The following is a 20,910-nucleotide window of genomic DNA, read 5'->3' as shown; positions in this document are numbered from 1 at the left end:
CTTTACTGCGCCTGCCGCGCCGCAGGCATCGCGCCGGGTTCAAACAGCTTGTAAATGTTGTCGCGCTTGATTTGCAGCTGCGACAAGATAAACTTTTTGATGAAATCGTCCTTCGGAGCATGGATAATGTTGTCCGGCGTATCGAACTGGGCGATTTTGCCGCCGTTCAAAATAAGCACCCGATGAGACAAGGTAAGGGCCTCTTCCGGGTCGTGGGTTACGATAATCGTCGTCAGATGATACTGCTTGGCAATGGTGCGGATGCGTTCTTTAATGGATTCCTTAATAACGCCGTCCAGCGCGCTGAGCGGTTCGTCGAGCAGGAGAATCTTCGGCTTCATGACCAACGTCCTGGCTAACGCGACGCGCTGCTTTTGGCCGCCCGAAAGCTGTCCAATGCGTTTATCTACGTGATCCTGCAAATCGAGGAGCCGAATGAGATCCGCCACTTCGTCCTTCGTGGCGATTCCCGGCTTATTGCGCAGTCCGTATACAATATTCTGATAGGCTGTCAGATTGGGAAACAGCGCGTAATCCTGAAATACAATGTTGAAGCCCCGTTTCTGCATGGGAACGCGGCTTAAATCTTCGCCGTTATACATAAGCTGGCCGCCGCTGAGCGGCGTAATTCCCAAAATGACGTTCAGCAGCGTCGTCTTGCCGCCGCCGGACGGGCCTAAGATAGAAATAATTTCGCCGTCTTCTACGGTCAGGGAAATATCGTTAAGAATCACTTTTTCATCATACTTTTTAACAATATGCCTTAACTCCAGCATAGGGGATGTCCTCCTTTTTCAACATTCTTGTTGCAGTATACGTCCCCTTTGCAAAGATTATATTTATATATCGTAATTTTTAGGTAAAATATGGAAAATAAAAGCAAATAACATTAACTTATTGCTTTATAACGATAGCCTATAAAATGCAGAAAAAAGACCATCCAGTCTTTATAGCGCACTGAATGGTCTTCCTCAACATATTTCTATTTACTTCATGTTGCAATATTCTGCAAATATTATATTATTTCCTCAAAATAAACCGCACCAGCAGGATGCTCGCTTCGTACAGTACGATCATCGGCACGGCGATCATGACCTGTGTGAATATGTCCGTCGTCGGCGACACGACGGCAGCGAAGATAAAGGCGACGACGATGAGGACGCGCCGCTTAGATTTCAAAAAGGCCGACGTAATCAGTCCCATCTTCGCCAGGAAAAACAAGACGAGGGGCAGCTCGAAGACGACGCCGAAGGGCAGCATGAAGGCAATAAAAAAGGACAGGTACGAGCTGAGTGAAAACATAGGCTGCAGCGACGCCGTAGCAAAGCCCATAAAAAACAATACGGCCGCCGGAAATACGGCGTAATACGAAAAGGCCAGGCCGGCGTAAAACAGCAGCACCGCCGTGGGAATAAGCCAGAACACGGCAGCCCGCTCCGAAGGCATCAGGGCCGGACGGACGAAGCCCCATAGTTCATAGCAAATGATCGGCAGCGTCACCAATACGCCTGTACATACGGCTACCTGGATATACGAAAAAAAGACTTCTGCCGGATTGAGAAAATACAGCTTGCCTGCCGGAGCCGATATGATATCGATAATCTCCTCCACGAAATTATAGGAAACGCCGCTGGCAGCGGCTACTACTACCAGGCAGATTATCAGACGGCTGCGAAATTCCTGTAAATGTCCGCTCAGCGGCATTTCTCCGTCCGAGCCTTCATGAACCGGCGAGAGGCTGCCGCCTGCTTCCGATACGCTCTGGGCGGCCGAAACTTCTTCTGCCTTATCAGGCTTTGTCTCCATGACTTCCTCCTAAATGTTTTACGTCTTTAATGTCTTTTTGAATAGACTCTTTTACTTCCCGTATTTCTTCTGCATTGAGGTCATCCGCAACGTCTTGCATGGCCTTTCGAAATTCCCGCAGTCCCTTCCCTACGGCTCTCGCCACTTCCGGAAGCTTTCCCGGCCCGAAGACAAAGAGCGCGACGACAGCTACGACTATCATCTCACCCATTCCTATGTTGAACATAACTCCATCCTCTCTTTTTTACGAAAACAGGCGCCTGATTTGCTCAAGCACCTGTTTAAGCCGTCGTATTATATACTTAGAGATAATGAACCCGGGACGGGTCGTAGCGGTCTTCTTTCAGCCGTTCATTACCGCTGTCTTTCGGATAACCGAAAGATACGATAGCAAAGGGCGTAAACCCTTCGGGAACGCCTACGGCGCGGCGGACGATGACTTCTCTCGATTTATACGGCGAAACGCCGATCCACACGGCGCCTAATTCCAAATGAACTGCTTCCAGCAGTATATTTTCTACACAAGCGCTTAAATCGAGGTTGACGAAGGCCGGGAAGCGCTGATTTGTATCGCGGCTGCAAACGACGATAGCTGCAGGCGCATTTGCCGCGCAGCCGGCGTAGGGGCTGCAGCGGGATAAATCCTGAATCACCCGTTTATCACGAACGACGTAAAATTCCCAAGGCTGTTGGTTTCCCATGGAAGGGGCGGCCATGCCGGCGCGCAGCAAGAGTTCTATCTTTTCATCTTCAACCATGGTCGGCAAAAATTTTCGAACGCTGCGTCTGGTAAAGATTTCATTCATACTAATCTACTCCCTCCTGAGTACTAAAATAAAAGTACTATATTGGTTTATTATACCATACATAGTAAAAAAGAAGAATAGAAAATAAGCTGTAAAAAATTCTTACACGCCCCGTAAAAAGGACGTAAAATAGAAAGGACGCCGTCCGAAAGCTCAGCGGCGCGCCGTATATCCTTACGTATATCGTTAAACCTATATTCCATCATTACTAACAGCCAAGCACTCCTCCTTCTGGCTGGAAACACAAAAAAGCTGCCGCACGAAGAGGAATGCGAATCCATAACACCACGATTCCACAACATCAAATCGAGGCAATAGTCCACTGTCTTTTACCTAACATTCTGCCCTTCTGCGAGACCGAGGAAGGTCAGTGAGAATTTACAGCGCGGGGTGCCTTCGGCAGTTGACGAAAGAAACCGCAAAAGGCCAAGCAGTCAAAAGAGTATCAGCATCTACAAAAAAATGAAAGCCCACTGCCGACAGGGGCTTTCATTGCACAATATAAAAATATCTAAGGCTTGCAGCTGCCGCAGGGTGAATATCCCTGGGCCAATAAGTCGCCGCGCGAGCCGGTATAGGTTTCCTTATTCTGGCTCTTTATGGTCTTAGCGCCGGAACAAGAAGGCTTGTGAAATTTTTTAGAGTTCGTATTTAATATGTACGTATCGGTTTGGTCTGCGCCGACAGGAGCTGTTCCGTCATGAGCCGGCACGGTTCCGCCGCCTTCTGCATGGCTTTCGCCCGTTCCATAGTCGATGACGATGCCTGGCTGGACATTATAGCAATAGACGTTAAAGCAAATGCCGGCGCCCTTGTCCTCTACCGATTCCGCTTCGATCTGCACGCCCCGGGCGACGAGCTCCTTTCCCTGAAAGACCGGCGTAACCCGGTACAGCACGTGGTTTCCCGTTTCCTTCACATAGTCGGCTACCATGTTTTCAAAGGGAAGCATTCCCTGTACGTTCATATACCGTGTGCCCGTAATGAGGTTTTGCTTATTTGCATTTTCCGCCGACAGCTGATAGCCGATGAGATGGCAGCGGTTATACAAATATTTGCCGTCGACACTGTCGTATTTCGCCACCTGCCAGCCTGAAGGCTTCACCTGACCGATAGCGTCCCTCTTTTCCGTCGGCATAATATCCCTGCCGATATTGGCGAAGGCGGCGCCGCAACGTCCCAGCGAATCTAAAGGGCTATACCGCTCAAAGGACGACTCCGAAAAGTCGCTTTCCGAAAAATCCGGCTTATTGTCATGAAGAACGACGTAGGGCTGGCCGGAAAAGGCTGGTATGTCGGCCAACGACGCGGCAGCCGATACAGAGCTGGCCTGTACCGGACGCGAAGTCTCCGTACTACTGCATCCCGACAAAATCAGACACAACGCCGCAACCAACGTCAATAACAAAGATATACATTTTTTCATTTTTTATAAATCTCCTCCGTAATGCATGCATGGGAATTTCCCGAAAAATCCGTTTTTTCCGCAAGCTTCCATCCCTGCGTCAGGGAAATAGGAAAAAATACGTCTCCCGGATAGGCCCGATTCCAGCGATACAGCCATATTTCTTCAATCTCGTCCGCCCAGGACGCAAAGGCAGCCGTTTCTACGAAGCAAATATCGCCGCTGCCGGCCTGCTGCAGAAAATCCTCGGCAGCGCATACGCTGCCCGCCTCCTGCGCTTCAAACAGCACGGCGCTGTCCGGATGTATCCACACGGTCCGGCCCGCCGCGCGCTGCAGCAGACGCCGTATCAGGAGCACATCCCGGCTTTGCCGGCGATGATTGAAGGCCATCCCCATAGCGTCGTCTACGCAAGCTGCAATAATCATTCTGCTGTCACCTGCCCTTTCGCATGAGTATTATGATATAATGAATATTACGAAAAAAAGAGCTGTCAATTTCTCGACAACTCTTTTTCCTGGTGCGGTTGATGGGACTTGAACCCATACGAGCTTTCGCTCACTACCCCCTCAAAGTAGCGCGTCTGCCATTCCGCCACAACCGCATGTGTAATTGTTGGTGCTCAGGGACGGAATTGAACCGCCGACACGGGGATTTTCAGTCCCCTGCTCTACCGACTGAGCTACCTGAGCAAAAAATATGGCGACCCCGATCGGATTTGAACCGACGATCTTCGCCGTGACAGGGCGACATGTTAAACCGCTACACCACGGGGCCGTTTCATACTTTTCAGAACGTCTCGCGTTCCGACAAAAAGTATTCTATCATGTTCCAGCTCTTTTGGCAAGTACTTTTTTTATAATTTTTGCAGAACACGCCTCTTTTTTTCAAATCCCCCTGCCGCCTCAGGACATTCGGCGTCTTACGCTGTTGGGAAGGCCTTGCTAAGGAGATAAAAGCGTGATCTCTTTTCTCAGTGAGACCCGTCGCGGCTTCACGTCGCCTTAAATCTGAAAAAAATCTCGATTTCCCTGGCTGTCGCTACTATGTAAACCCTGTATTTTGATGTATAATAAGGTCGATACATGCATTTACATAGTATTTACATTATTTACAGAAAGGTGACATTCCATGGTAAAACCCGCCAACAAACCGCAGCGGCTGTCCTTGTCTTCGTTGAAAGCGGATTTTTCTTCTGCCGTTTCAAGACGCAGGCTCGTTTACTTGCTATGTACGTTTTTCGTCATCTACGCCTTGTGCTATCAATGGCAGTTTCTCGTGTCCCTCGGACTGGGGCCTGATAATATACATCATATGACGGTCGGGCTGATTCCAGCCGTAGGAGCCGTCGTCCTGTCCCTGGCCCTGTATTGGCGTCATCTATGCATCGCCTCCGTCGTGCCGACGGCCCTCATCGCCGTCAGCTGGATCGTCACGGGGCCTTATCTGAGCTACATCACGCTGATACAGCAAAATACAGTGTATTTAAATAATATGTACGATATTTACGTCGGCCTGTATCTCTTCGCCATTCTCTTTTGTCTGAACATGGCGGCCCGGCAGTTTTTAAACCGCAAAATCAGCGCGGCCATCATGACGGCCGTGCAGTTCGCGGCCTTCTTCATCATCGCCCTGCAGTGGGTGTACTTCGCCCTGTACCACTCGTGCATTACCACGTCGGGGGCGCTGCTCATCTTCCAAACGGGGCCGGCGGAAACGCTGGAATACTTCCATTCCCTCGGCGTCGGCCGCATCGTATTCATCGCATTGTTCGTAGCGCTTTTAATCGGCGGCCTTCTCTTCGCCAACTACACGCAGAAGACCTTGCCCCGCACGCCGGTGTACCGAAAGATCCTCCCCTTGCTGTCGCTGATGATTATTTTCCCATCTGTCGGCGCTCTGGGCGAGGAAATTTTCCCTCAGGCCTTCCCAATCCGCACCTTTATCGATACGCACGATTACATGGAACGCTCCGCCTTGTATGCGGAAAACCATGACGGCAAATTCGCCGCCCTGCAGGCGGTCCAGCTGAATCCGGCCGAGTACCCCAATACGGTCGTCGTCGTCATCGGCGAATCGGAAACGCGGACCCTCATGCACGCCTTCAACCCGAATCACGTAGAAAATACGCCATGGCTGACAGCTATGAAGGAAGACCCGGACTTTACGCTGTTTTCCAACGCCTACAGCTGCGTCTGGTACACCGTCCCCGTTTTGGAACGGGCCTTGACGGAAGCCAATTTCTACAATAACAAGGAATTCAACTCTTCTATTTCCATTTTGGATATGGCGAAAAAGGCCGGCTATAAGACGTACTGGTTCAGCAACCAGGGCTCTATCGGCGTCGCCGACACGCCCATCACGCTCGTCGCCAAGACCGCTGACGTATCCGAATGGGTAGACCAGGAATTGAAGCAGTCGACGATGGACGGCGCGCTCCTGCAGTTCCTGCAGCGCGTCGACCCGAATGAAAAGAACTTCGTCGTCCTTCACCTCATGGGCAGCCACATTGAATACCGCAACCGCTATCCCAAGGAATTCCAGGTATTTAACGACGGCACGGTAAATCAGCAGGCCGATTTCGACAACACCGTCTTGTATACAGACTGGGTATTGTCGCAGATTTTCGAATACGCCAAGGAAAATCTCAACTTGGACGCCATGATTTACTTCTCCGACCACGGCAGCGACCCCGACAAAGGCCGCCAGCCCGACGACATCTCCTTCAAGGTGCTGCGCATCCCCATGTTCTGCTACTTATCGGAAAGCTATCAGGCCCGCAACCCTGAAGTCGCCGAAGCCGTCAAGCAAAACAAGGACAAGTTCTTTACCAATGATTTAGCCTATGAATTTGTCTGCGGCATCCTCAACATGCAGTCGCCCAACTACGACCCGACGTACAGCATCGCGTCGCCGCAGTGGAAAATGGAACGAAAGGATCTCGTAACCCGCTTCGGCAAGGTCAGCTTGCTGGAGGATACGGAATTCTAACGGGTTCCCATTCTTTTATACGATACGAAAGACCCTGTCTGAACCGGTTCAGACAGGGTCTTTTTCGTATTGCTTATGCAGTTTGAAAGCGGTAGCCGTTTCCCCATACGGTTTCAATGGCCGTAAACGCCGGCGATACTTGATTCAGCTTTTCCCGCAGCCGGTTGATGTGGACCGTTACAGTCGCCAAATCTCCGCTGGCGTCGAGATGCCAGACCTGCTTAAACAGCTCCTGCTTGGAAAACACCTGATCGGGATGGCCGGCTAAAAATGCCAGCAAGTCGAATTCCTTAACGGTCAGCGGGATTTCCGTCCGGCCGCGGAAGGCCTGGCGGCGGCGAATAAAAATCGTTAAGTCGCCGACGCAGATATCCGCGTCTTCGCCGACGGTCCGCCGTTCTTCCAGCAGCCGGCGGCGCATGGACAAGCACGCTTCGATGCGCGCCGCCATAACGGCCGGCGAAACGGGAGCCGTAATATAGTCGTCCGCCCCGGCTTCCAAGGCCTTGATCTGTTCTTCGTCGCAGCCCCTTTCTGCGACGAGAAACACCGGAACGCTCTGGGCCGCGCGGATCTGACAGCACAGGCCGATGCTGTCCCCATCCGGCAAGGGCGAATGAATCAGGATTACGTCGGCCCCTCCTTGCTTTGCTGCTACCAGCCCGTCTTTTCCGCTGGCCGCGGCAACAACGTCGAATCCTTTCTTTTCAAAAAAGCCTTTTTCCCAGGCACTCGCCGTGCCCGTTCCCCCAATAATCAACATGTGCGCCATTGAAATTCCCCCTCTGCGCCAGATGAATATAAAGACTTATTTGCCTGTCTGAAGACGCCGGAACCCGTAATCGAGAATAGCCGGCGCATCTTCCCAGCGGTTGTCGTCGTTGAACAGGACGACGAGGAGCGTGCGGCCGTTCCGCGTCGCCGACGCGACCAGGCAGTCGCCGGCCGCATTGGTAAAGCCCGTCTTGATGCCGTCGGCGCCCTTATACCCACTGGTCAAAAAGCGGTTTGTCGTCGTGACGTGCTTTGGCGTCCGGCCGTCCAGATACTGCACGTCGTACGACGTAAGGCCTACGATGCGGCGAAATTCCGGGAATTTCTTCATGCCGTAGGCGGCCATCTTCGCCATGTCGACGGCCGTCGTGTAGTGCTTCGCCGCCGTCAGGCCGTGAGGATTGACGAAATGCGTGTGCTTTGCCCCCATTTTCGCAGCTTCCGCATTCATCATGTCGGCGTACCCGGCTACGGACCCGCCCAGCGTTTCCGCTACGGCAACGGCAGCGTCGTTCCCCGATACGACCATCATGCCGCGCAGCGCTTCCCGCACGTTCAGCTTATCCCCCGGCGCAATGCCCAGCGAAGAAGGCTCCGTATTCGCCGCGTAGCTGGAAATCTTCAGCGGCTGGTCCAGCTCGTCTTCTTTCTGGTCCAACGCCGTGATGAGCGTCACGATTTTCGTGGTGCTCGCCGGGTGCATCCACTTTGTCGGATTGACCTGATACAAAATCGTTCCCGTGTCGGCGTCGATCATGCAGGCCGCTTCCGCGCCTGTCGACGGTACCGCCGCCTGAGCCGCGCTCCCGCTTACGCCGGAGCAGACTGCTAAAATCAAGGCGCACAGGCCGACTGCCATGATGCGCCGCCATTTACAAAACATGCTGCATCCACTTCCTTATCTAAATACATATTCTGCTGCCTGCTGGCAGTTTCTAAATATAATGCTTATTATATTTTTTATTAAATCATCTGTCAATTTTCCAGGCTGTAAATAAAAAACACGCGCCTCCGGCAGGGCTTCCGCCGAAAACACGCGTTTCGTATGCCAATAGTATCCTTATTCAGCCGGCTGTATCTCCGCATGGAACAGCTCCTTGCCCAGGGTCTGCACCCAAAATCCGAGGAGCTGGCTATACGCCTCCTGTCCCGACGACGCGGCTTTTAAAACCTGGGCCATGAATTGCTGAGCCCAGGAATAGCTGAAGCGGTCGAACCGTCCCGTTTCGTTCATAGCGGGAATCCGCTCCAGCAGAGGCAGGAAGATATCCGCCGTCACTTCTTTCGCCTTCGGCGTAATATCGTATACGTATCCCATGCCCTTACGGTCCCGTTCCAGGAACACGAGGGACACGTCCTCGCTGCCGCCGCCTTCGGTCAAATCGATGTGATAGGCCTCCAGAGGCAGCTTTTCCCGATCTCCTTCCTTGACGAGCTGGTACGCGCCGTATTTGATGATTTCATACAGCCTGTCGTCATATCCGCTCTCTATTTCGATGATTTTTTCCCGCCATTCACCCCAGGTCAGCGCCGCCCGGCAGCGGTACTCTGCGAACGAATCGCCGCCTAAAAAGGAGCGCACCTCTTCCGACGTAACGGGCGTCTTGGGGTCCGGTATATGCCATACCATAAACTTCTTATGCTTGTCGACGTACAAACAGGGGCTTTCTACATGTATCTGGCTATGGCAATGGGGGCATTGATAAAAAAATAATCCTTCGTCGTGAAGCACGCGCCGGCGCATCTCAGCGTTTTCCCCGCCGTCGATGCAGTCCCATGTGGAAAATGCGCCGACGCCTCCGCAGGCCGGGCACGTGAGCTGCAGCTCGGTGCGGTGCGTCCTGTCTTTCTGCTGATTGTCTTCAACTGCCATGATATATCCTCTCTTATCCTATAGTGTTTCGCGTGCCGCTCAATAATACGACTGCAGCAGCGATTCCAAGCCGGAACTGCTCTTGATTTCCGGCTGCTCCTGGTACGACTGCATCACCGTATCGGCGGCCTTTTCAATATCGACGATGCCGCGGGGCTGGCTCATATCCAGGAAGGGGCGCAGCACCCGCTTCATAGCCCGCACCTGCTCGGCAAAGGCGATGGGGTCGGGCTTATCCGTTTCCACCTGCAGCATGACCAGGGAAATCATCGCTTCTTCTATCATGTCGGCCAATTCATCCTTATGAGCATCGTTGAGGTGGCGCAGCCAAAAGAGGACGGCCGCTCGCGTATACACAGCCTGCATCTCCGCATCGGCGCAGACCAAATCGATGCGCTCCATTCTTCCGTCCTCCTCCATGAGCAGCGGCACGACGGCAGCGGCGGCGCGCTGTCGGGGATAGCGCTTATCTTCCGTGCTGACCGAGGTAAAAGCCAGATAACGCACTCCCTTGTCTTCAGCCAGGCTCAGGCTCTTTCGATAGCAGGACAGCAGCTCCTCTTCTTCGCCGCGCTTGCCGCCGACCCAGATGGGCCCTACGGCATGAATCACATATTTCGCAGGCAGCTTGTAGCCAAAGGTTATCTTGGCGTCGCCTGTACGGCAGCCTTTCAGAGACCGGCACGCCGCCGTCAGCGAAATGCCGCCTGCCTTATGGACGGCCCTGTCGACGGCGCCGCTCAGGCCCAGCAGGCTGGAGCTGGCCGAATTGACGATGGCGTCGGCCGGCCATTTCGTTATATCTCCCACTAACACGCGAAATTGCATGGTATCACATCCTTTACGATATACGCTCGTACATATAAATTCATTATACCATACGGGAAAAGGCGGCGCATAGCGAAGCGGCCTATTTCACAAAAATACTGATGGCCTTCTTGAGCTTTTCTACAGATTCTAAATCGTTTCCCCGCACGGCGTCGGCCAGGCAGTGATCGATGTGGTCCTTTAAGATGACCTTGCTGACGCTGACGACGGCCGAGTCGACAGCGGCCAGCTGGACCAGCACGTCGCTGCAGTCGCGCTCGTCTTCTACCATCCGCTTGATCGCTTCCAAGTGGCCTTCGACCCGGGCCAGGCGGTTGACGACGGCCTTCTTCTGCGTATGGCTGCGGTGCAGGCTGCCTGCCGGTGACGAGGCACCGACACGGCCGTAGGGATCGTAAGAAAATTCATCAGCCTTCGTCACGCTGACAAAATACAGGTCGTCCCAATCGACGGCAGCTGAAAGGGTAAATCCCCCGCCGACAAGATCGGCCGCCAGCATATCTGCAGGAGGCAGCAGCCGGCGGTCTGCGCGGTCGTCGTGAATGCGGTTTACCTGCTGCCGTCCCATGTCATGCATGACGATCAGGGAGCCGCCGTCCTTTAAGGCCCGCCGCATCTTTTTAACAAAGTCCTTGCTGCGGCTGCTGATATGGGGATAAAAATTCAGGCAGACGACAACGTCGTAGGCCTGCTCCGGCAAGTCGTATTTCAGCACGTCGCCCTCTATCAGCGAGAGGCCCGGCAAATCGGAAAATTTTTTCCTCGCCTTATCCAGCATTTGCCGGGAATAATCGAGGCCCGTCACCGTTCCCCCTTCGCCGACAGCCCGGCTTATATACGGCAGCAGCACGCCGGTGCCGCAGCCTGCGTCCAGCACCGACGCCCCGGCCTGTATCCTTGCCAGATTCAGCAGAAACTGCAGCTTTTCCGGATTTTCCTTGCGGTCCCGGTCCCACGTATCGGCATAATTTTCAAAATATATATGTTCTTTATCCATTGTCTCTGGTCGTTTCCTTTCATCCTTTTCTATCATTGTAACGGCTGGCCGCAAATTTTACAAACATGAAGTCCGCTCCATCGCGCTCCGAAACAAACGACTGCTCCCGTCGGGGCTTTTTTGCTATAATACAGATAAGGGAAACACATTCGCGAGGTGAGCCTCTATGACTATGGAAAAACATATCTTTTACTCCGTCTGCATCATCAGCTTTGCCGGCTCGTTTTTATCGACAGCCGTTAACATCGCTATTCCCGTCATGTCCCATGAATTCGGCCTGACGCCGGATAAGCTGAGCTGGGTCGTCACGGCCTTCCTGATCCCCACAGCGGCCTGCCTGCTGCCGATGGGAAAGGTATCCGATATCTATGGCCGCAGAAAAACATATGCCGCGGCGCTCTTGGCCTTCGCCTTTACGACGGCTGCCGCTGCTCTGGCAGCGACGCTGCCGGTTCTCGTCGCAATACGGGCCTTGCAGGGCATCGCCTTGTCAGCCGTATACGTATCCTATATGCCCCTGCTGCTGGCAACTACAGACGAGGATTGCCAGGGCCGCATTCTCGGAATCTGCGTCGGCCTGACCTACCTGGGCCTGTCCCTGGGACCGGTCGCAGGCGGCCTGCTGACGGAATACGCAGGCTGGCGCTCTATATTTCTCCTGTCAGCCGCCATGGCTTCCGCAGCCTATCTGTTCATCCGCCCGGTGCGTCAGGAATGGTACGCCAGCGGCGCTCCCTTCGTCAACGCCGTGAGCTCGGCCTTATCCATTGCCGGCATCGTGCTCTTTCTCTGGGGAATATCGTCCTATGCCGAAACGAACCTCCCCTTATGGGCCGGCTTGTTCCTGCTGCTGGCCTTTATCCTTCACGAAAGCCGTTCTTATCATCCCCTGCTGCCGCTGTATATTTTCCGCAGCGTCTCCTTTTCCATGTCCAATCTGGCAGCCTTCATTCAATACAGTGCGACGTACGCCATGTCCTTTCTGCTGTCTCTCTACCTTCAGGTGCTGACGGGCTTATCGCCGGCCGTCTCGGGCCTGATACTCCTCGTCCAGCCCATCATCATGGCCCTGCTGTCGCCGAAAGCCGGCGCCTTGTCCGACGCCTACGGCCCCATGCCGATCGCGACGGCCGGCCTGGCCCTGACAACGCTGGGACTGGCCTGCTTCGCCGTATGTCCCGACGCGTCCGTCGCCGCAGTCGCAGCTTTTCTCGTCCTCATCGGGACGGGATCTGCCTTGTTCGGCGCGCCGAACAACAGCGCCATCATGAGCGCCGTCAAGCCAGCCTATCACGGCATCGCGTCCAGCATGCTGGCCCTGGCCAGAAATCTCGGACAGGCATCCAGCATGGCCGTCGTCACGCTGATTCTGTCGCAGTACACGGCGGCGACGGCCATATACGCCGACGCCGTGCGCGCCGCCCTGCGCCAGTCCTACACGCTGTTTGCCGTCCTCTGCCTGTGTTCCGTCTTCGCCTCCCTGGCCCGCGGAAAAAAGAAATAGCCGAACAGGCCGTCTTCGCGTATAATAGACATATTAAATCTATCATATAACATACCTGCAAGGAGGTTTTGCCTTATGAAAAAACAAGTAATCGCCGCCATGCTCACCGTATCGCTGCTGGCCGCCGGCGGCACGGCCGTCACCCAGGCCTTCAGCCTCGGCTCGATTTTGAAGGTCGGCGGCGTGACGGTCCTCGTCGATAAATTCGGCGGCCAAATCAACGATTTCCTCAACAAGCTGCTCATGAAAAACGGCGTCGGCACCGACTACGCGACGAAGGTCGTCCCCGTCCTCAGCATCGGCACGGGCAAATACATCGGAGCCGTCCAGGTCGTCGGCCCGACGGCACAGGTCGATAAGGTCAAGGCCGTCGGCCAGCTTGAAGGCAGCTTCAACGATATTGCCCGGGCCAAGGCTCTCATCCCTCTCGAATCCGTCGATATTACCCACCTCAGCCGCGTTCAGGGGGTCGGCGTATCGGCCATCATCGACTTGAAATTCTAGTTTTCTAATCCCCCTCGTCGTGGTAGAATAATAACAGCGACATAAAGGGGGAATTTTTTTGAAAACATATCAACCGATAACATCTGAAATCATTGATAAACTCAAGGCCATTACGGGCCCGTCATACGTCAAGACCGACCGGGACATTCTCCTGCAGTATCAGACGGATTACGAAACGAATCCGGCCATGTTCCGCGTCCCCGAAGCGGCGGTCCTTCCGGCGAATGCCGAAGAAATCGCGCAGATCGTAAAGCTGGCCAACGAATACGACTTCCCGATTACCGTCCGCGGCGGCGGCACCAGCCTGGCTGCCGGAGCCATCCCGGTCTGCGGCGGCCTCGTCCTGTCTATGGAACGACTTAATAAAATCATCGAGCTGAACGAAGAAGGCATGTACATGACCGTCGAAGCCGGCGTCCGCACGATCGACATGCAGAATGAAGCTAAAAAAGTCGGCCTGCTTTACGCCGGCGACCCGTCGAGCGCCGAAAGCTGCCTCATCGGCGGCAACCTGGCCACCAACGCCGGCGGCCTCCGCGCTGTCCGCTACGGCGTCACGCGCGACCAGGTCTACTCTCTGGAAATCGTCACGCCGACAGGGGACATCGTCGAATGCGGCCGCATCCTGAAAAAATGCTCCACCGGCTACGACCTGGAACAGCTTATCATCGGCAGCGAAGGCACGTTGGGCATCATCACCAAGGTCACGGTCAAGCTCATTCCCTTGCCGCCGTACCGCATCGACGTCCTGGCCATCTACACAGACCCAAAAAAGGCCCTGTACATGGTGCCGAAGCTGCTGAAAGCCGGCGTCGACCCGACGAGCGTCGAATACATGGACAACTCCTACGTCCGCGATACGGCCGACTACTGCCAGTATTCCGACATGCCCCATTACGAAGACGGCATCTACGTCATCATCACCGTCGAAACGTTCCGGGAAGACGAATTAGACGCCAAGATGGACACGGTCTGCACGATTTGCGAAGAATCGGGAGCCGTAGAAGTACTGGAAGCCGACGACCGCATCTGGAACATGCGCCGCAACGTCCAGACGTCGTGCGAAATGATCAGCAAGGTCTTCCTTACTGACGACGTCGTCGTTCCCGTCCATAAAATCGCTTCGACTATCGAAAAGATCATGGAAATCGGCGAAAATTATCCCTTCCAGGTTAAGATCAACGCCCACATCGGCGACGGCAACCTGCACATCGTCCTCTGCAAGATGGACATGAGCGACGAAGAATGGAATAAAAACGTTGAAGAATTCCATCAGCAGGTGTACGCCTACGCCTACAGCGTCGGCGGCAGATTGGCCGGCGAGCACGGCATCGGCGCGAAAAAGCTGAAATATATGGAACAATTTACGCCCCAGGGCGAGCTGAAAGTCATGAAGACCATCAAGCGGGCCATGGACCCCAACCTTATCCTCAATCCGGGCAAGGTAATCGACGCGTAAGGCTCGCAAACGCTGCGCCTCACGCGAAATGGCAATATAAAACGGGATGATTCCGGTACCTGCCGGTGTCATCCCGTTTTTTATATGCTGCGCATCATCTGTGCGCAGGAGGTTCTTATTTCAGCAAAGCCGCGGCTTTAGCGATGTTGTTGCGAATCGTCTGGCAGCAGCTCTTGAATTCCTGCAGTTCGTCGTCCGGCAAATTGTATTCCATAACCTGTTCGACGCCATGGATGCCGATGACGGCAGGCACGCCGCAGAAAATACCCGTTTCGCCGTATTCGCCGTCCAAGGGGACGCTGGCAGCCATGATTTTCTTTTCATCGTGGAGAATCGCCTTGACGATGGACGCAGCCGTCGAGCAGATGCCGTATTCCGTGCAGTGCTTGCCCTTGTAGGTTACCCAGCCGCCGCCGATAGCCCGTTTTTTCATGTCTTCCCGGTCAAAGGCAAAGCGGGGATCGTCGCCATAGTCGGCCAGCGGTTTGCCGCGGAAGTTGACGATAGACCAGGGAACCATCTGAGCGTTGCCGTGTTCGCCCATCATATAAGCCGTGAAGGAGTGGTGTTCCAGGCCCGTCTGCTGCACGATGGCGCTGATAAGGCGGGATGAATCCAATCCCGTGCCGGTGCCCAGCACGCGGCCCTTCGGCAAGCCGCTCTTCTTGGCGATCAAGTCGGTAATGACGTCGCAGGGATTCGTAATGTTGACGAAAATGCCGTCAAAGCCGCCGGCCATGACCTTGGGGACGTAGTCGGCTACCTGGGCCACGGTAAATTCCATTTCGTCGTCGCGGTTGCCCGTAGCGCACAAGTTGATGTCGCCGACAGCGTTGACGATAACGTCGCAGTCCTTCAAATCAGCGTAATCCGCTATCGTATACGTGACGCGGTGCGGCATGAACATGACGGCGTCCATTAAATCCTGCCGTTCGCTTTCAGCCTTCTGGGCGTTGCAGTCGCAGATTTTTACTTCATCGGCAATGCCCATCACGCCCAAAACAAAGGCGACATGAGCGCCTACGTGGCCTAAGCCGACGACGCCGACAACTCGTTTCTTTAACTCCATATGTATCCCTCTTTCTGCATAAGTGCTGTAAATAATAATGTAATGGTTTTATGATAAAATATTTTTACGGCAAATACAATAGATGTTTTTAAATTCAACGGATTTGGTCAAATACTAAAACGTTTTAACGGAAAACTTCTTCAAACTTTTTACGGCTGCGGCAATGCACGGCCCCGTCTTCGGAAACGACGATGTCCATCGCGGCGTCGTGGGGCTCCATGGGAATCGGCGCAGTCATCATAGCGTTGCGGCACAGCAGTACCCGCAGGAAGGGCGCCTTCGCCAAGTAAGCGTCGTAAAATCCGCCGCCATAGCCTAGGCGCTGCCCTGCTTCGTTGCCGCTGACGCAGGGAATCAAGCCCAGGTCGATCTCATCGGGCTGCAGCAGCGGCGCATTCGGAGACGGCTCCAGTATGCCCCAGGTTCCGGCCTGCAGCTCGTCCAGCCCGCCGATTTCCCGCATCTCCATGACGCCTTTGCCGACGCACAAGGGGACGCCGACCCGTTTTCCGTCGGCCAGCATGCGTTTAATCAGGGGCTTCGTATCGATTTCATGGGCCATGCCGACATAGGCGCATACCGTACGGGCCGTCTGATAGGCCGGCAAGGATACTACATGGCGGTATATGGCCTCGTCAGCCTTCCGGCAGTATGCCGGCAGCAAGGTTTGCACCCGTTCCAGCAGCAGCCGTCTCAGCCGTTTCTTTTCTTCCCTCTTCGTCATCTGCTCCGCCTCCTGTATCAAAGTCTCATGGCTTCATTATAGCATACCCGCCGGCCCTTCCTGTACAGTCCCTATGAGCCGCCGTTAAGATATCTTATGTATTGATAAAAAAGTATAATAATTTTAACTTTTCCTCATGACAAATTAAAAATACCATGCTATAATATAGGTAAGAAATGCGGAAGCATTAGAAAGGGGTGAGTCCAGTGAACACAGAGATTATTGAACATGCGTCTGGAGGCAAAGGGCATCTTGTAAAAGAGCACCTATTGTCGGCGGAACAGTTGCTGGGCAAGAATGACATGTTCGCGAGAGTCACTCTGGAACCTGGATGTTCCTTAGGCTATCATGTTCATCATGGCAACGCAGAGGCTTATTATATCCTTTCCGGTGAAGGCGAGTACGACGACAACGGCACAGTCCGAACCGTCAAAGCAGGAGATGTCACTTATACGTCGGACGGAATGGGTCACAGCATCGAAAACAAGGGCGGCGAAAACCTCGTTTTCATCGCGTTGATTATTAAAAACTAAATATTGTCCACTTATTTCGCTTGATGATTCGCCAATGTTCGTTAGTACTAACTTGTCGGATTTTAGTTCTTCGAGCTTTTCGAATACTTGCAGATTTGCAAATCAGGATAGTCCACAGTTTGAGACGAATGTATGTATTTAGCGAGGTTAAAGATACCAGAACCAAAAACCATATGAATATGAATCCTATACCATAAGGCCCGGTACGCATATGTCGCGTGTATACCGGGTCTTTATCATGGGTAAAGCAATCCCCTCGGCCAACAGGCTGAGGGGATTGTCCTTTATATGCTTCGGCTCGCCGCGGCCTTCATGGCCTTGACGTATTCGTAAATATGGGGGCCCGCTTCGGCTCCGTACTTGCCGATGATCTTGACGATGGCACTGCCGACGATGACGCCGTCGGCGACGGCGGCGATCTGTTCGGCCTGCTCTGTCGTATTGATGCCGAAGCCGACTGCACAGGGCACGTCGGTCACGCTTTTCGCCACGTCGACGATTTCCTTCAAGTCCGTAGTAATCTCGCTGCGCGTCCCCGTAACGCCCAGGGACGACACGATGTACAAAAAGCCCTGGCCGACAGCGGCGATTTCCTTGATCCGCTCCTTCGACGTCGGCGCGATCATGGCGATGATGTCGACGCCGTACCGCGCCGCCTCGCCGGCAAATTCGCCCCGTTCCTCAAATGGCACGTCGGGAACGATGACGCCGTCGACGCCCGTTTCAGCGCATTTTGCAAAGAATGCATCCTTTCCGTAATTGAAAATCGGATTGGCATAGGTCAAAAATACGAGCGGAACCTGGGACTGCTGCCGTACCATTTCGACGAGGCGGAACACGTCTTCCAGCCGCGTGTTGACCGACAGAGCCCGGATGTTGGCTTCCTGGATGACGACGCCTTCGGCGATAGGGTCGGAAAAAGGAATGCCGATTTCCACCAAATCCGCGCCGGCCCGTTCCATCGTCAGGATATATTCGCAGCTCTTTTCTATCGCCGGGTCGCCTGCCGTCAAAAATCCAATAAAAGCTTTTCCGTCTTTAAATGCGTTTTGAATCTTACTCATGGATGTCCCTCCCTTTATATCTGGCAATTGCCGCTACGTCCTTATCGCCGCGGCCCGATAAGCAGACGATCATCACGTCGTCCTTGTTCATCGTCGGCGCCAGCTGCATCGCGTGGTATACGGCGTGGGCACTTTCAATGGCACAGATGATGCCCTCCGTACGGGCCAAATATTCAAAGGCTTCGACGGCTTCGTCGTCCTTTACGGGAACGTACTGGGCCCGGCCGATTTCGTACAGATGGGCGTGTTCTGGCCCGATACCCGGATAGTCGAGGCCGGCAGAAATGGAATATACTTCGTCGATCTGCCCTTGGTCATTCTGGCAGAAAATCGATTTCATGCCGTGGAAGATACCGACGCTGCCTTTGGAAATCGTTGCGGCGTGGAATTTCGTGTCGATGCCCTTGCCGGCAGCTTCGCAGCCGATGAGCCGTACCGATTCGTCGCCGATGAAGTGGTAGAACATGCCCATGGCATTGCTGCCGCCGCCGACGCAGGCCAGCACGGCCGCCGGAAGCTTGCCTTCCCGTTCCAAAATCTGCGCCCGCGCTTCCCGGCTGATGACGGACTGGAAATCGCGGACCATCATCGGGAAGGGATGGGGCCCCATGGTCGAGCCGATGACGTAATGCGTGTCGTCTACGCGGCTGACCCATTCGCGCATCGCTTCGTTGACCGCATCCTTGAGGACTCTCGTCCCCGTGGTGACGGCGTGGACCTTCGCGCCCAGCAGTTCCATGCGGTATACGTTCAGGGCCTGCCGTATCGTATCTTCTTCGCCCATAAAGACTTCGCATTCCAAGCCCATAAAGGCCGCGGCCGTCGCCGTCGCCACGCCGTGCTGGCCGGCCCCTGTTTCGGCGATAACCCGCGTCTTGCCCATCTTCTTTGCCAGCAGGCACTGGCCCAGGGCGTTGTTGATCTTATGGGCTCCCGTATGATTCAGGTCTTCCCGTTTCAAATAAATTTTTGCGCCGCCCAAGTCTTCCGTCATCTTGCCGGCGTAGTACAGCAGCGACGGCCTGTTGGCGTAATTATCCAGCAGGTCCTTTAATTCCCGCTGAAACTCCTCGTCCTGCTTATAAAAGGCGTAGGCCTTTTCCAACTGATGAATCTCGTTCATCAGCGTTTCCGGTATGTACTGTCCTCCAAAGAGTCCGAATCTTCCATTGCTCATGATGTACCTCCTAAAAAGTATGTCTTATTCGCCTTACGAATTCTACCATCTTCTGTCTGTCTTTTACGCCTTCTGTTTCTATGCCGCTGCTCACGTCTACGGCATAGGGGCGAAGCTCAGCCGCCACGGCGGCGTTGCCCGGGTGCAGCCCGCCGGCCAGAAAATAGGGCCTGTCCAGGGCCGCAGCCAGTGACCAGTCAAAGGCCTGCCCCGTGCCGCCGGCCCCCTGGTCCAGCAGGACGAATTCTGCCGAGCTCCGGCCTGCGGCCTGTATATCCTCAGGCGAGCGGACGGAAAAGGCCTGAATGACCGGTACCGATACGGCCTGGCGCAGCTCACGGATATAGGCCTCGTCCTCTGCGCCGTGGAGCTGCACCAGCTGGATGACTCCCTGCCGTACCAGCGCCGCAACGTGGTCTATAGGCTCGTCGACGAATACGCCTACGGCCGGGATGTCCTCCCGCAGCAGCTTCCGCAGCTGCGCCGCCTGCTCGTCTGTCACGCGGCGTCGGCTGCCGGCGAAGACAAAGCCGACGTAGTCCGGCAGCAGTTCATTGGCCCAATCGATATCGCAGCGCCGCGTCAGGCCGCACAGCTTGATCTTAACCATGACGTTCTCCCGTCAGCTCTGCCAGGGCCGCTTTCTTGTCGGCGCTGCGCATGAGCGTTTCACCGATGAGAACGGCGTCGGCTCCGGCCTCGCGCAGACGGTCTATGTCGGCGCGGCAGCGTATGCCGCTCTCCGCTACGAAGAGGACGTCCTTTGGGACGAGAGGCCGCAGGCGGCAGCTCGTGTCCAGGGATACGGAAAAGTCCTTCAGGTTGCGGTTGTTGACGCCGATGATGCGCGCGCCGACAGCAACGGCCCGCCGCACTTCATCTTCATCGTGCGCTTCCACCAAGGCCGATAATCCCAGCGAGTCGGCCCGCCGAAACAGCCTGTCCAGCTGTTCGTCATCCAGCAGGGCGCAGATGAGAAGTATGGCCGAAGCGCCGCTGCGCCGCGCTTCATCCACCTGGTATTCGTCGATGATGAAATCCTTGCGCAGCAGCGGTGTCTTTACGGCTGAGGAAATCTCCTGCAAGTACCGGCAGCTGCCCTGAAAATAATCCCGCTCCGTCAGGACGGATATGGCCGCTGCGCCGGCTTGTTCGTATTCCCTGGCAATGTCCACGTAGGGAAACTGCTCTGCAATGACGCCTTTCGACGGAGACGCCCTCTTGACTTCGCAGATAGCCGATATACCCGGCCTTCTGAGGGCCTGTTCGAAGGGAAAGCCCTCTGCCGCCGGCGTGGCCAGGGCCATCTGCCGCATCTCGTCCCGCGAAATTTGCCGTATATCTTCCGTCAGCCGTCTGGCGACGGCGGCGGCAATCGTATCTAGTATCATGATAT

General features: G+C 54.6%; 22 protein-coding genes and 3 tRNA genes. 5 read left to right on the top strand and 20 right to left on the bottom strand.

Annotation, left to right across the window (positions count from 1 at the left end; all coding sequences use genetic code 11):
- Positions 1-2: 2 nt before the first annotated feature.
- From B5F80_RS07630 to B5F80_RS07590, 9 genes are all read right to left on the bottom strand, one after another.
- Positions 3-776, bottom strand: a complete 774-nt coding sequence (locus B5F80_RS07630; protein ID WP_087478227.1) for an ABC transporter ATP-binding protein — start codon at positions 774-776, stop codon at positions 3-5.
- Between the two features lie 244 nt (positions 777-1,020).
- Positions 1,021-1,806 carry a twin-arginine translocase subunit TatC gene (gene tatC / locus B5F80_RS07625; RefSeq protein ID WP_087478226.1) on the bottom strand — a complete coding sequence of 262 codons (786 nt, stop codon included), beginning with the start codon at positions 1,804-1,806 and terminating at the stop codon, positions 1,021-1,023.
- A complete protein-coding gene (gene tatB, locus B5F80_RS07620) occupies positions 1,790-2,032 on the bottom strand; it encodes a Sec-independent protein translocase protein TatB (protein ID WP_087478225.1) in 243 nt (80 codons plus the stop codon). Before tatB ends, tatC begins: the two co-directional genes overlap by 17 nt.
- 76 nt (positions 2,033-2,108) lie before the next feature.
- Complete coding sequence (locus B5F80_RS07615; RefSeq protein ID WP_087478224.1) at positions 2,109-2,612, bottom strand: nitroreductase family protein; 504 nt, start codon at positions 2,610-2,612, stop codon at positions 2,109-2,111.
- A gap of 511 nt (positions 2,613-3,123) precedes the next feature.
- Positions 3,124-4,038, bottom strand: coding sequence for a DNA/RNA non-specific endonuclease (locus B5F80_RS07610; RefSeq protein WP_087478223.1), 915 nt, complete (start codon positions 4,036-4,038; stop codon positions 3,124-3,126).
- Positions 4,035-4,445 carry a hypothetical protein gene (locus B5F80_RS07605; protein ID WP_087478222.1) on the bottom strand — a complete coding sequence of 137 codons (411 nt, stop codon included), beginning with the start codon at positions 4,443-4,445 and terminating at the stop codon, positions 4,035-4,037. The genes B5F80_RS07610 and B5F80_RS07605 overlap by 4 nt, the downstream gene beginning before the upstream one ends.
- Positions 4,446-4,535: 90 nt before the next feature.
- Positions 4,536-4,621: transfer RNA gene (locus B5F80_RS07600), tRNA-Leu, on the bottom strand.
- Positions 4,622-4,633: 12 nt separating this feature from the next.
- Positions 4,634-4,709 (bottom strand) — tRNA-Phe (locus B5F80_RS07595).
- Positions 4,710-4,717: 8 nt separating this feature from the next.
- Positions 4,718-4,794: transfer RNA gene (locus B5F80_RS07590), tRNA-Asp, on the bottom strand.
- 354 nt (positions 4,795-5,148) lie between these two features.
- Between B5F80_RS07590 and B5F80_RS07585 the strand changes: the two genes are divergently transcribed.
- On the top strand, positions 5,149-7,008 hold the full coding sequence (locus tag B5F80_RS07585; RefSeq protein WP_087478221.1) for a phosphoethanolamine transferase: 1,860 nt from the start codon (positions 5,149-5,151) through the stop codon (positions 7,006-7,008).
- A gap of 73 nt (positions 7,009-7,081) precedes the next feature.
- Here the strand turns inward: B5F80_RS07585 and B5F80_RS07580 are convergent, their stop codons facing one another.
- From B5F80_RS07580 to B5F80_RS07560, 5 genes are all read right to left on the bottom strand, one after another.
- A complete protein-coding gene (locus B5F80_RS07580; protein ID WP_087478220.1) occupies positions 7,082-7,780 on the bottom strand; it encodes a response regulator transcription factor in 699 nt (232 codons plus the stop codon).
- Positions 7,781-7,816: 36 nt separating this feature from the next.
- Positions 7,817-8,641, bottom strand: a complete 825-nt coding sequence (locus B5F80_RS07575) for a D-alanyl-D-alanine carboxypeptidase family protein (protein WP_087478251.1) — start codon at positions 8,639-8,641, stop codon at positions 7,817-7,819.
- Between the two features lie 201 nt (positions 8,642-8,842).
- Complete coding sequence (locus tag B5F80_RS07570; RefSeq protein ID WP_087478219.1) at positions 8,843-9,655, bottom strand: CpXC domain-containing protein; 813 nt, start codon at positions 9,653-9,655, stop codon at positions 8,843-8,845.
- A gap of 39 nt (positions 9,656-9,694) precedes the next feature.
- On the bottom strand, positions 9,695-10,483 hold the full coding sequence (locus tag B5F80_RS07565; protein ID WP_087478218.1) for a macro domain-containing protein: 789 nt from the start codon (positions 10,481-10,483) through the stop codon (positions 9,695-9,697).
- Between the two features lie 82 nt (positions 10,484-10,565).
- Positions 10,566-11,480, bottom strand: coding sequence for a metal-sensing transcriptional repressor (locus B5F80_RS07560; protein ID WP_087478217.1), 915 nt, complete (start codon positions 11,478-11,480; stop codon positions 10,566-10,568).
- Between the two features lie 166 nt (positions 11,481-11,646).
- Between B5F80_RS07560 and B5F80_RS07555 the strand changes: the two genes are divergently transcribed.
- The 3 genes from B5F80_RS07555 to B5F80_RS07545 all read left to right on the top strand — a co-directional run bounded on the left by B5F80_RS07555 (position 11,647) and on the right by B5F80_RS07545 (position 14,947).
- Complete coding sequence (locus B5F80_RS07555; protein ID WP_087478216.1) at positions 11,647-12,984, top strand: MFS transporter; 1,338 nt, start codon at positions 11,647-11,649, stop codon at positions 12,982-12,984.
- A gap of 75 nt (positions 12,985-13,059) precedes the next feature.
- On the top strand, positions 13,060-13,488 hold the full coding sequence (locus B5F80_RS07550) for a hypothetical protein (protein ID WP_087478215.1): 429 nt from the start codon (positions 13,060-13,062) through the stop codon (positions 13,486-13,488).
- A 58-nt stretch (positions 13,489-13,546) separates the two neighbouring features.
- The gene (locus B5F80_RS07545; protein WP_087478214.1) at positions 13,547-14,947 is read left to right on the top strand and encodes an FAD-binding oxidoreductase; all 1,401 of its coding nucleotides are present in this window, start codon (positions 13,547-13,549) and stop codon (positions 14,945-14,947) included.
- Between the two features lie 115 nt (positions 14,948-15,062).
- Here the strand turns inward: B5F80_RS07545 and B5F80_RS07540 are convergent, their stop codons facing one another.
- Positions 15,063-16,016: an L-lactate dehydrogenase gene (locus B5F80_RS07540; RefSeq protein WP_087478213.1), complete on the bottom strand. Its 954-nt coding sequence runs from the start codon at positions 16,014-16,016 to the stop codon at positions 15,063-15,065.
- Between the two features lie 124 nt (positions 16,017-16,140).
- On the bottom strand, positions 16,141-16,740 hold the full coding sequence (locus tag B5F80_RS07535) for a 5-formyltetrahydrofolate cyclo-ligase (RefSeq protein WP_087478212.1): 600 nt from the start codon (positions 16,738-16,740) through the stop codon (positions 16,141-16,143).
- Positions 16,741-16,946: 206 nt separating this feature from the next.
- On the opposite strand from B5F80_RS07535, the gene B5F80_RS07530 reads away from it, so the two are divergent.
- The gene (locus B5F80_RS07530; RefSeq protein WP_087478211.1) at positions 16,947-17,273 is read left to right on the top strand and encodes a cupin domain-containing protein; all 327 of its coding nucleotides are present in this window, start codon (positions 16,947-16,949) and stop codon (positions 17,271-17,273) included.
- Positions 17,274-17,557: 284 nt separating this feature from the next.
- On the opposite strand, the gene trpA is transcribed toward B5F80_RS07530, so the two are convergent.
- Genes trpA through trpC form a run of 4 tightly spaced genes read right to left on the bottom strand, consistent with a single transcriptional unit; the run spans position 17,558 to position 20,905 of the window.
- Positions 17,558-18,337 carry a tryptophan synthase subunit alpha gene (gene trpA, locus B5F80_RS07525; protein ID WP_087478210.1) on the bottom strand — a complete coding sequence of 260 codons (780 nt, stop codon included), beginning with the start codon at positions 18,335-18,337 and terminating at the stop codon, positions 17,558-17,560.
- A complete protein-coding gene (trpB, locus tag B5F80_RS07520; RefSeq protein ID WP_087478209.1) occupies positions 18,330-19,514 on the bottom strand; it encodes a tryptophan synthase subunit beta in 1,185 nt (394 codons plus the stop codon). Before trpB ends, trpA begins: the two co-directional genes overlap by 8 nt.
- Before the next feature lie 10 nt (positions 19,515-19,524).
- Positions 19,525-20,124: a phosphoribosylanthranilate isomerase gene (locus B5F80_RS11425; protein ID WP_087478208.1), complete on the bottom strand. Its 600-nt coding sequence runs from the start codon at positions 20,122-20,124 to the stop codon at positions 19,525-19,527.
- A complete protein-coding gene (trpC, locus tag B5F80_RS11420) occupies positions 20,117-20,905 on the bottom strand; it encodes an indole-3-glycerol phosphate synthase TrpC (protein WP_087478207.1) in 789 nt (262 codons plus the stop codon). Before trpC ends, B5F80_RS11425 begins: the two co-directional genes overlap by 8 nt.
- Positions 20,906-20,910 lie beyond the last annotated feature (5 nt).

Origin of the sequence: Megasphaera sp. An286 (assembly GCF_002163455.1) — a bacterium.
GTDB classification, from domain to species: Bacteria; Bacillota; Negativicutes; order Veillonellales; family Megasphaeraceae; genus Megasphaera; species Megasphaera stantonii.
Note: the sequence above shows the minus strand (reverse complement) of the source record. Positions and strands in the feature narration are given on the sequence as shown.

What these genes read in the sequence shown, in the direction of transcription:
- B5F80_RS11425 (WP_087478208.1), bottom strand. Translation starts at nt 20,124, where the DNA reads ATGGTTAAGATCAAGCTGTGCGGCCTGACGCGGCGCTGCGATATCGAT.
- B5F80_RS07585 (WP_087478221.1), top strand. Translation starts at nt 5,149, where the DNA reads ATGGTAAAACCCGCCAACAAACCGCAGCGGCTGTCCTTGTCTTCGTTG.
- B5F80_RS07535 (WP_087478212.1), bottom strand. Translation starts at nt 16,740, where the DNA reads ATGACGAAGAGGGAAGAAAAGAAACGGCTGAGACGGCTGCTGCTGGAA.
- B5F80_RS07540 (WP_087478213.1), bottom strand. Translation starts at nt 16,016, where the DNA reads ATGGAGTTAAAGAAACGAGTTGTCGGCGTCGTCGGCTTAGGCCACGTA.
- trpA (WP_087478210.1), bottom strand. Translation starts at nt 18,337, where the DNA reads ATGAGTAAGATTCAAAACGCATTTAAAGACGGAAAAGCTTTTATTGGA.
- B5F80_RS07580 (WP_087478220.1), bottom strand. Translation starts at nt 7,780, where the DNA reads ATGGCGCACATGTTGATTATTGGGGGAACGGGCACGGCGAGTGCCTGG.
- B5F80_RS07555 (WP_087478216.1), top strand. Translation starts at nt 11,647, where the DNA reads ATGACTATGGAAAAACATATCTTTTACTCCGTCTGCATCATCAGCTTT.
- B5F80_RS07630 (WP_087478227.1), bottom strand. Translation starts at nt 776, where the DNA reads ATGCTGGAGTTAAGGCATATTGTTAAAAAGTATGATGAAAAAGTGATT.
- B5F80_RS07575 (WP_087478251.1), bottom strand. Translation starts at nt 8,641, where the DNA reads ATGGCAGTCGGCCTGTGCGCCTTGATTTTAGCAGTCTGCTCCGGCGTA.
- trpC (WP_087478207.1), bottom strand. Translation starts at nt 20,905, where the DNA reads ATGATACTAGATACGATTGCCGCCGCCGTCGCCAGACGGCTGACGGAA.
- B5F80_RS07565 (WP_087478218.1), bottom strand. Translation starts at nt 10,483, where the DNA reads ATGCAATTTCGCGTGTTAGTGGGAGATATAACGAAATGGCCGGCCGAC.
- B5F80_RS07605 (WP_087478222.1), bottom strand. Translation starts at nt 4,445, where the DNA reads ATGATTATTGCAGCTTGCGTAGACGACGCTATGGGGATGGCCTTCAAT.
- B5F80_RS07615 (WP_087478224.1), bottom strand. Translation starts at nt 2,612, where the DNA reads ATGAATGAAATCTTTACCAGACGCAGCGTTCGAAAATTTTTGCCGACC.
- B5F80_RS07570 (WP_087478219.1), bottom strand. Translation starts at nt 9,655, where the DNA reads ATGGCAGTTGAAGACAATCAGCAGAAAGACAGGACGCACCGCACCGAG.
- B5F80_RS07550 (WP_087478215.1), top strand. Translation starts at nt 13,060, where the DNA reads ATGAAAAAACAAGTAATCGCCGCCATGCTCACCGTATCGCTGCTGGCC.
- B5F80_RS07560 (WP_087478217.1), bottom strand. Translation starts at nt 11,480, where the DNA reads ATGGATAAAGAACATATATATTTTGAAAATTATGCCGATACGTGGGAC.
- B5F80_RS07610 (WP_087478223.1), bottom strand. Translation starts at nt 4,038, where the DNA reads ATGAAAAAATGTATATCTTTGTTATTGACGTTGGTTGCGGCGTTGTGT.
- tatC (WP_087478226.1), bottom strand. Translation starts at nt 1,806, where the DNA reads ATGGAGACAAAGCCTGATAAGGCAGAAGAAGTTTCGGCCGCCCAGAGC.
- trpB (WP_087478209.1), bottom strand. Translation starts at nt 19,514, where the DNA reads ATGAGCAATGGAAGATTCGGACTCTTTGGAGGACAGTACATACCGGAA.
- tatB (WP_087478225.1), bottom strand. Translation starts at nt 2,032, where the DNA reads ATGTTCAACATAGGAATGGGTGAGATGATAGTCGTAGCTGTCGTCGCG.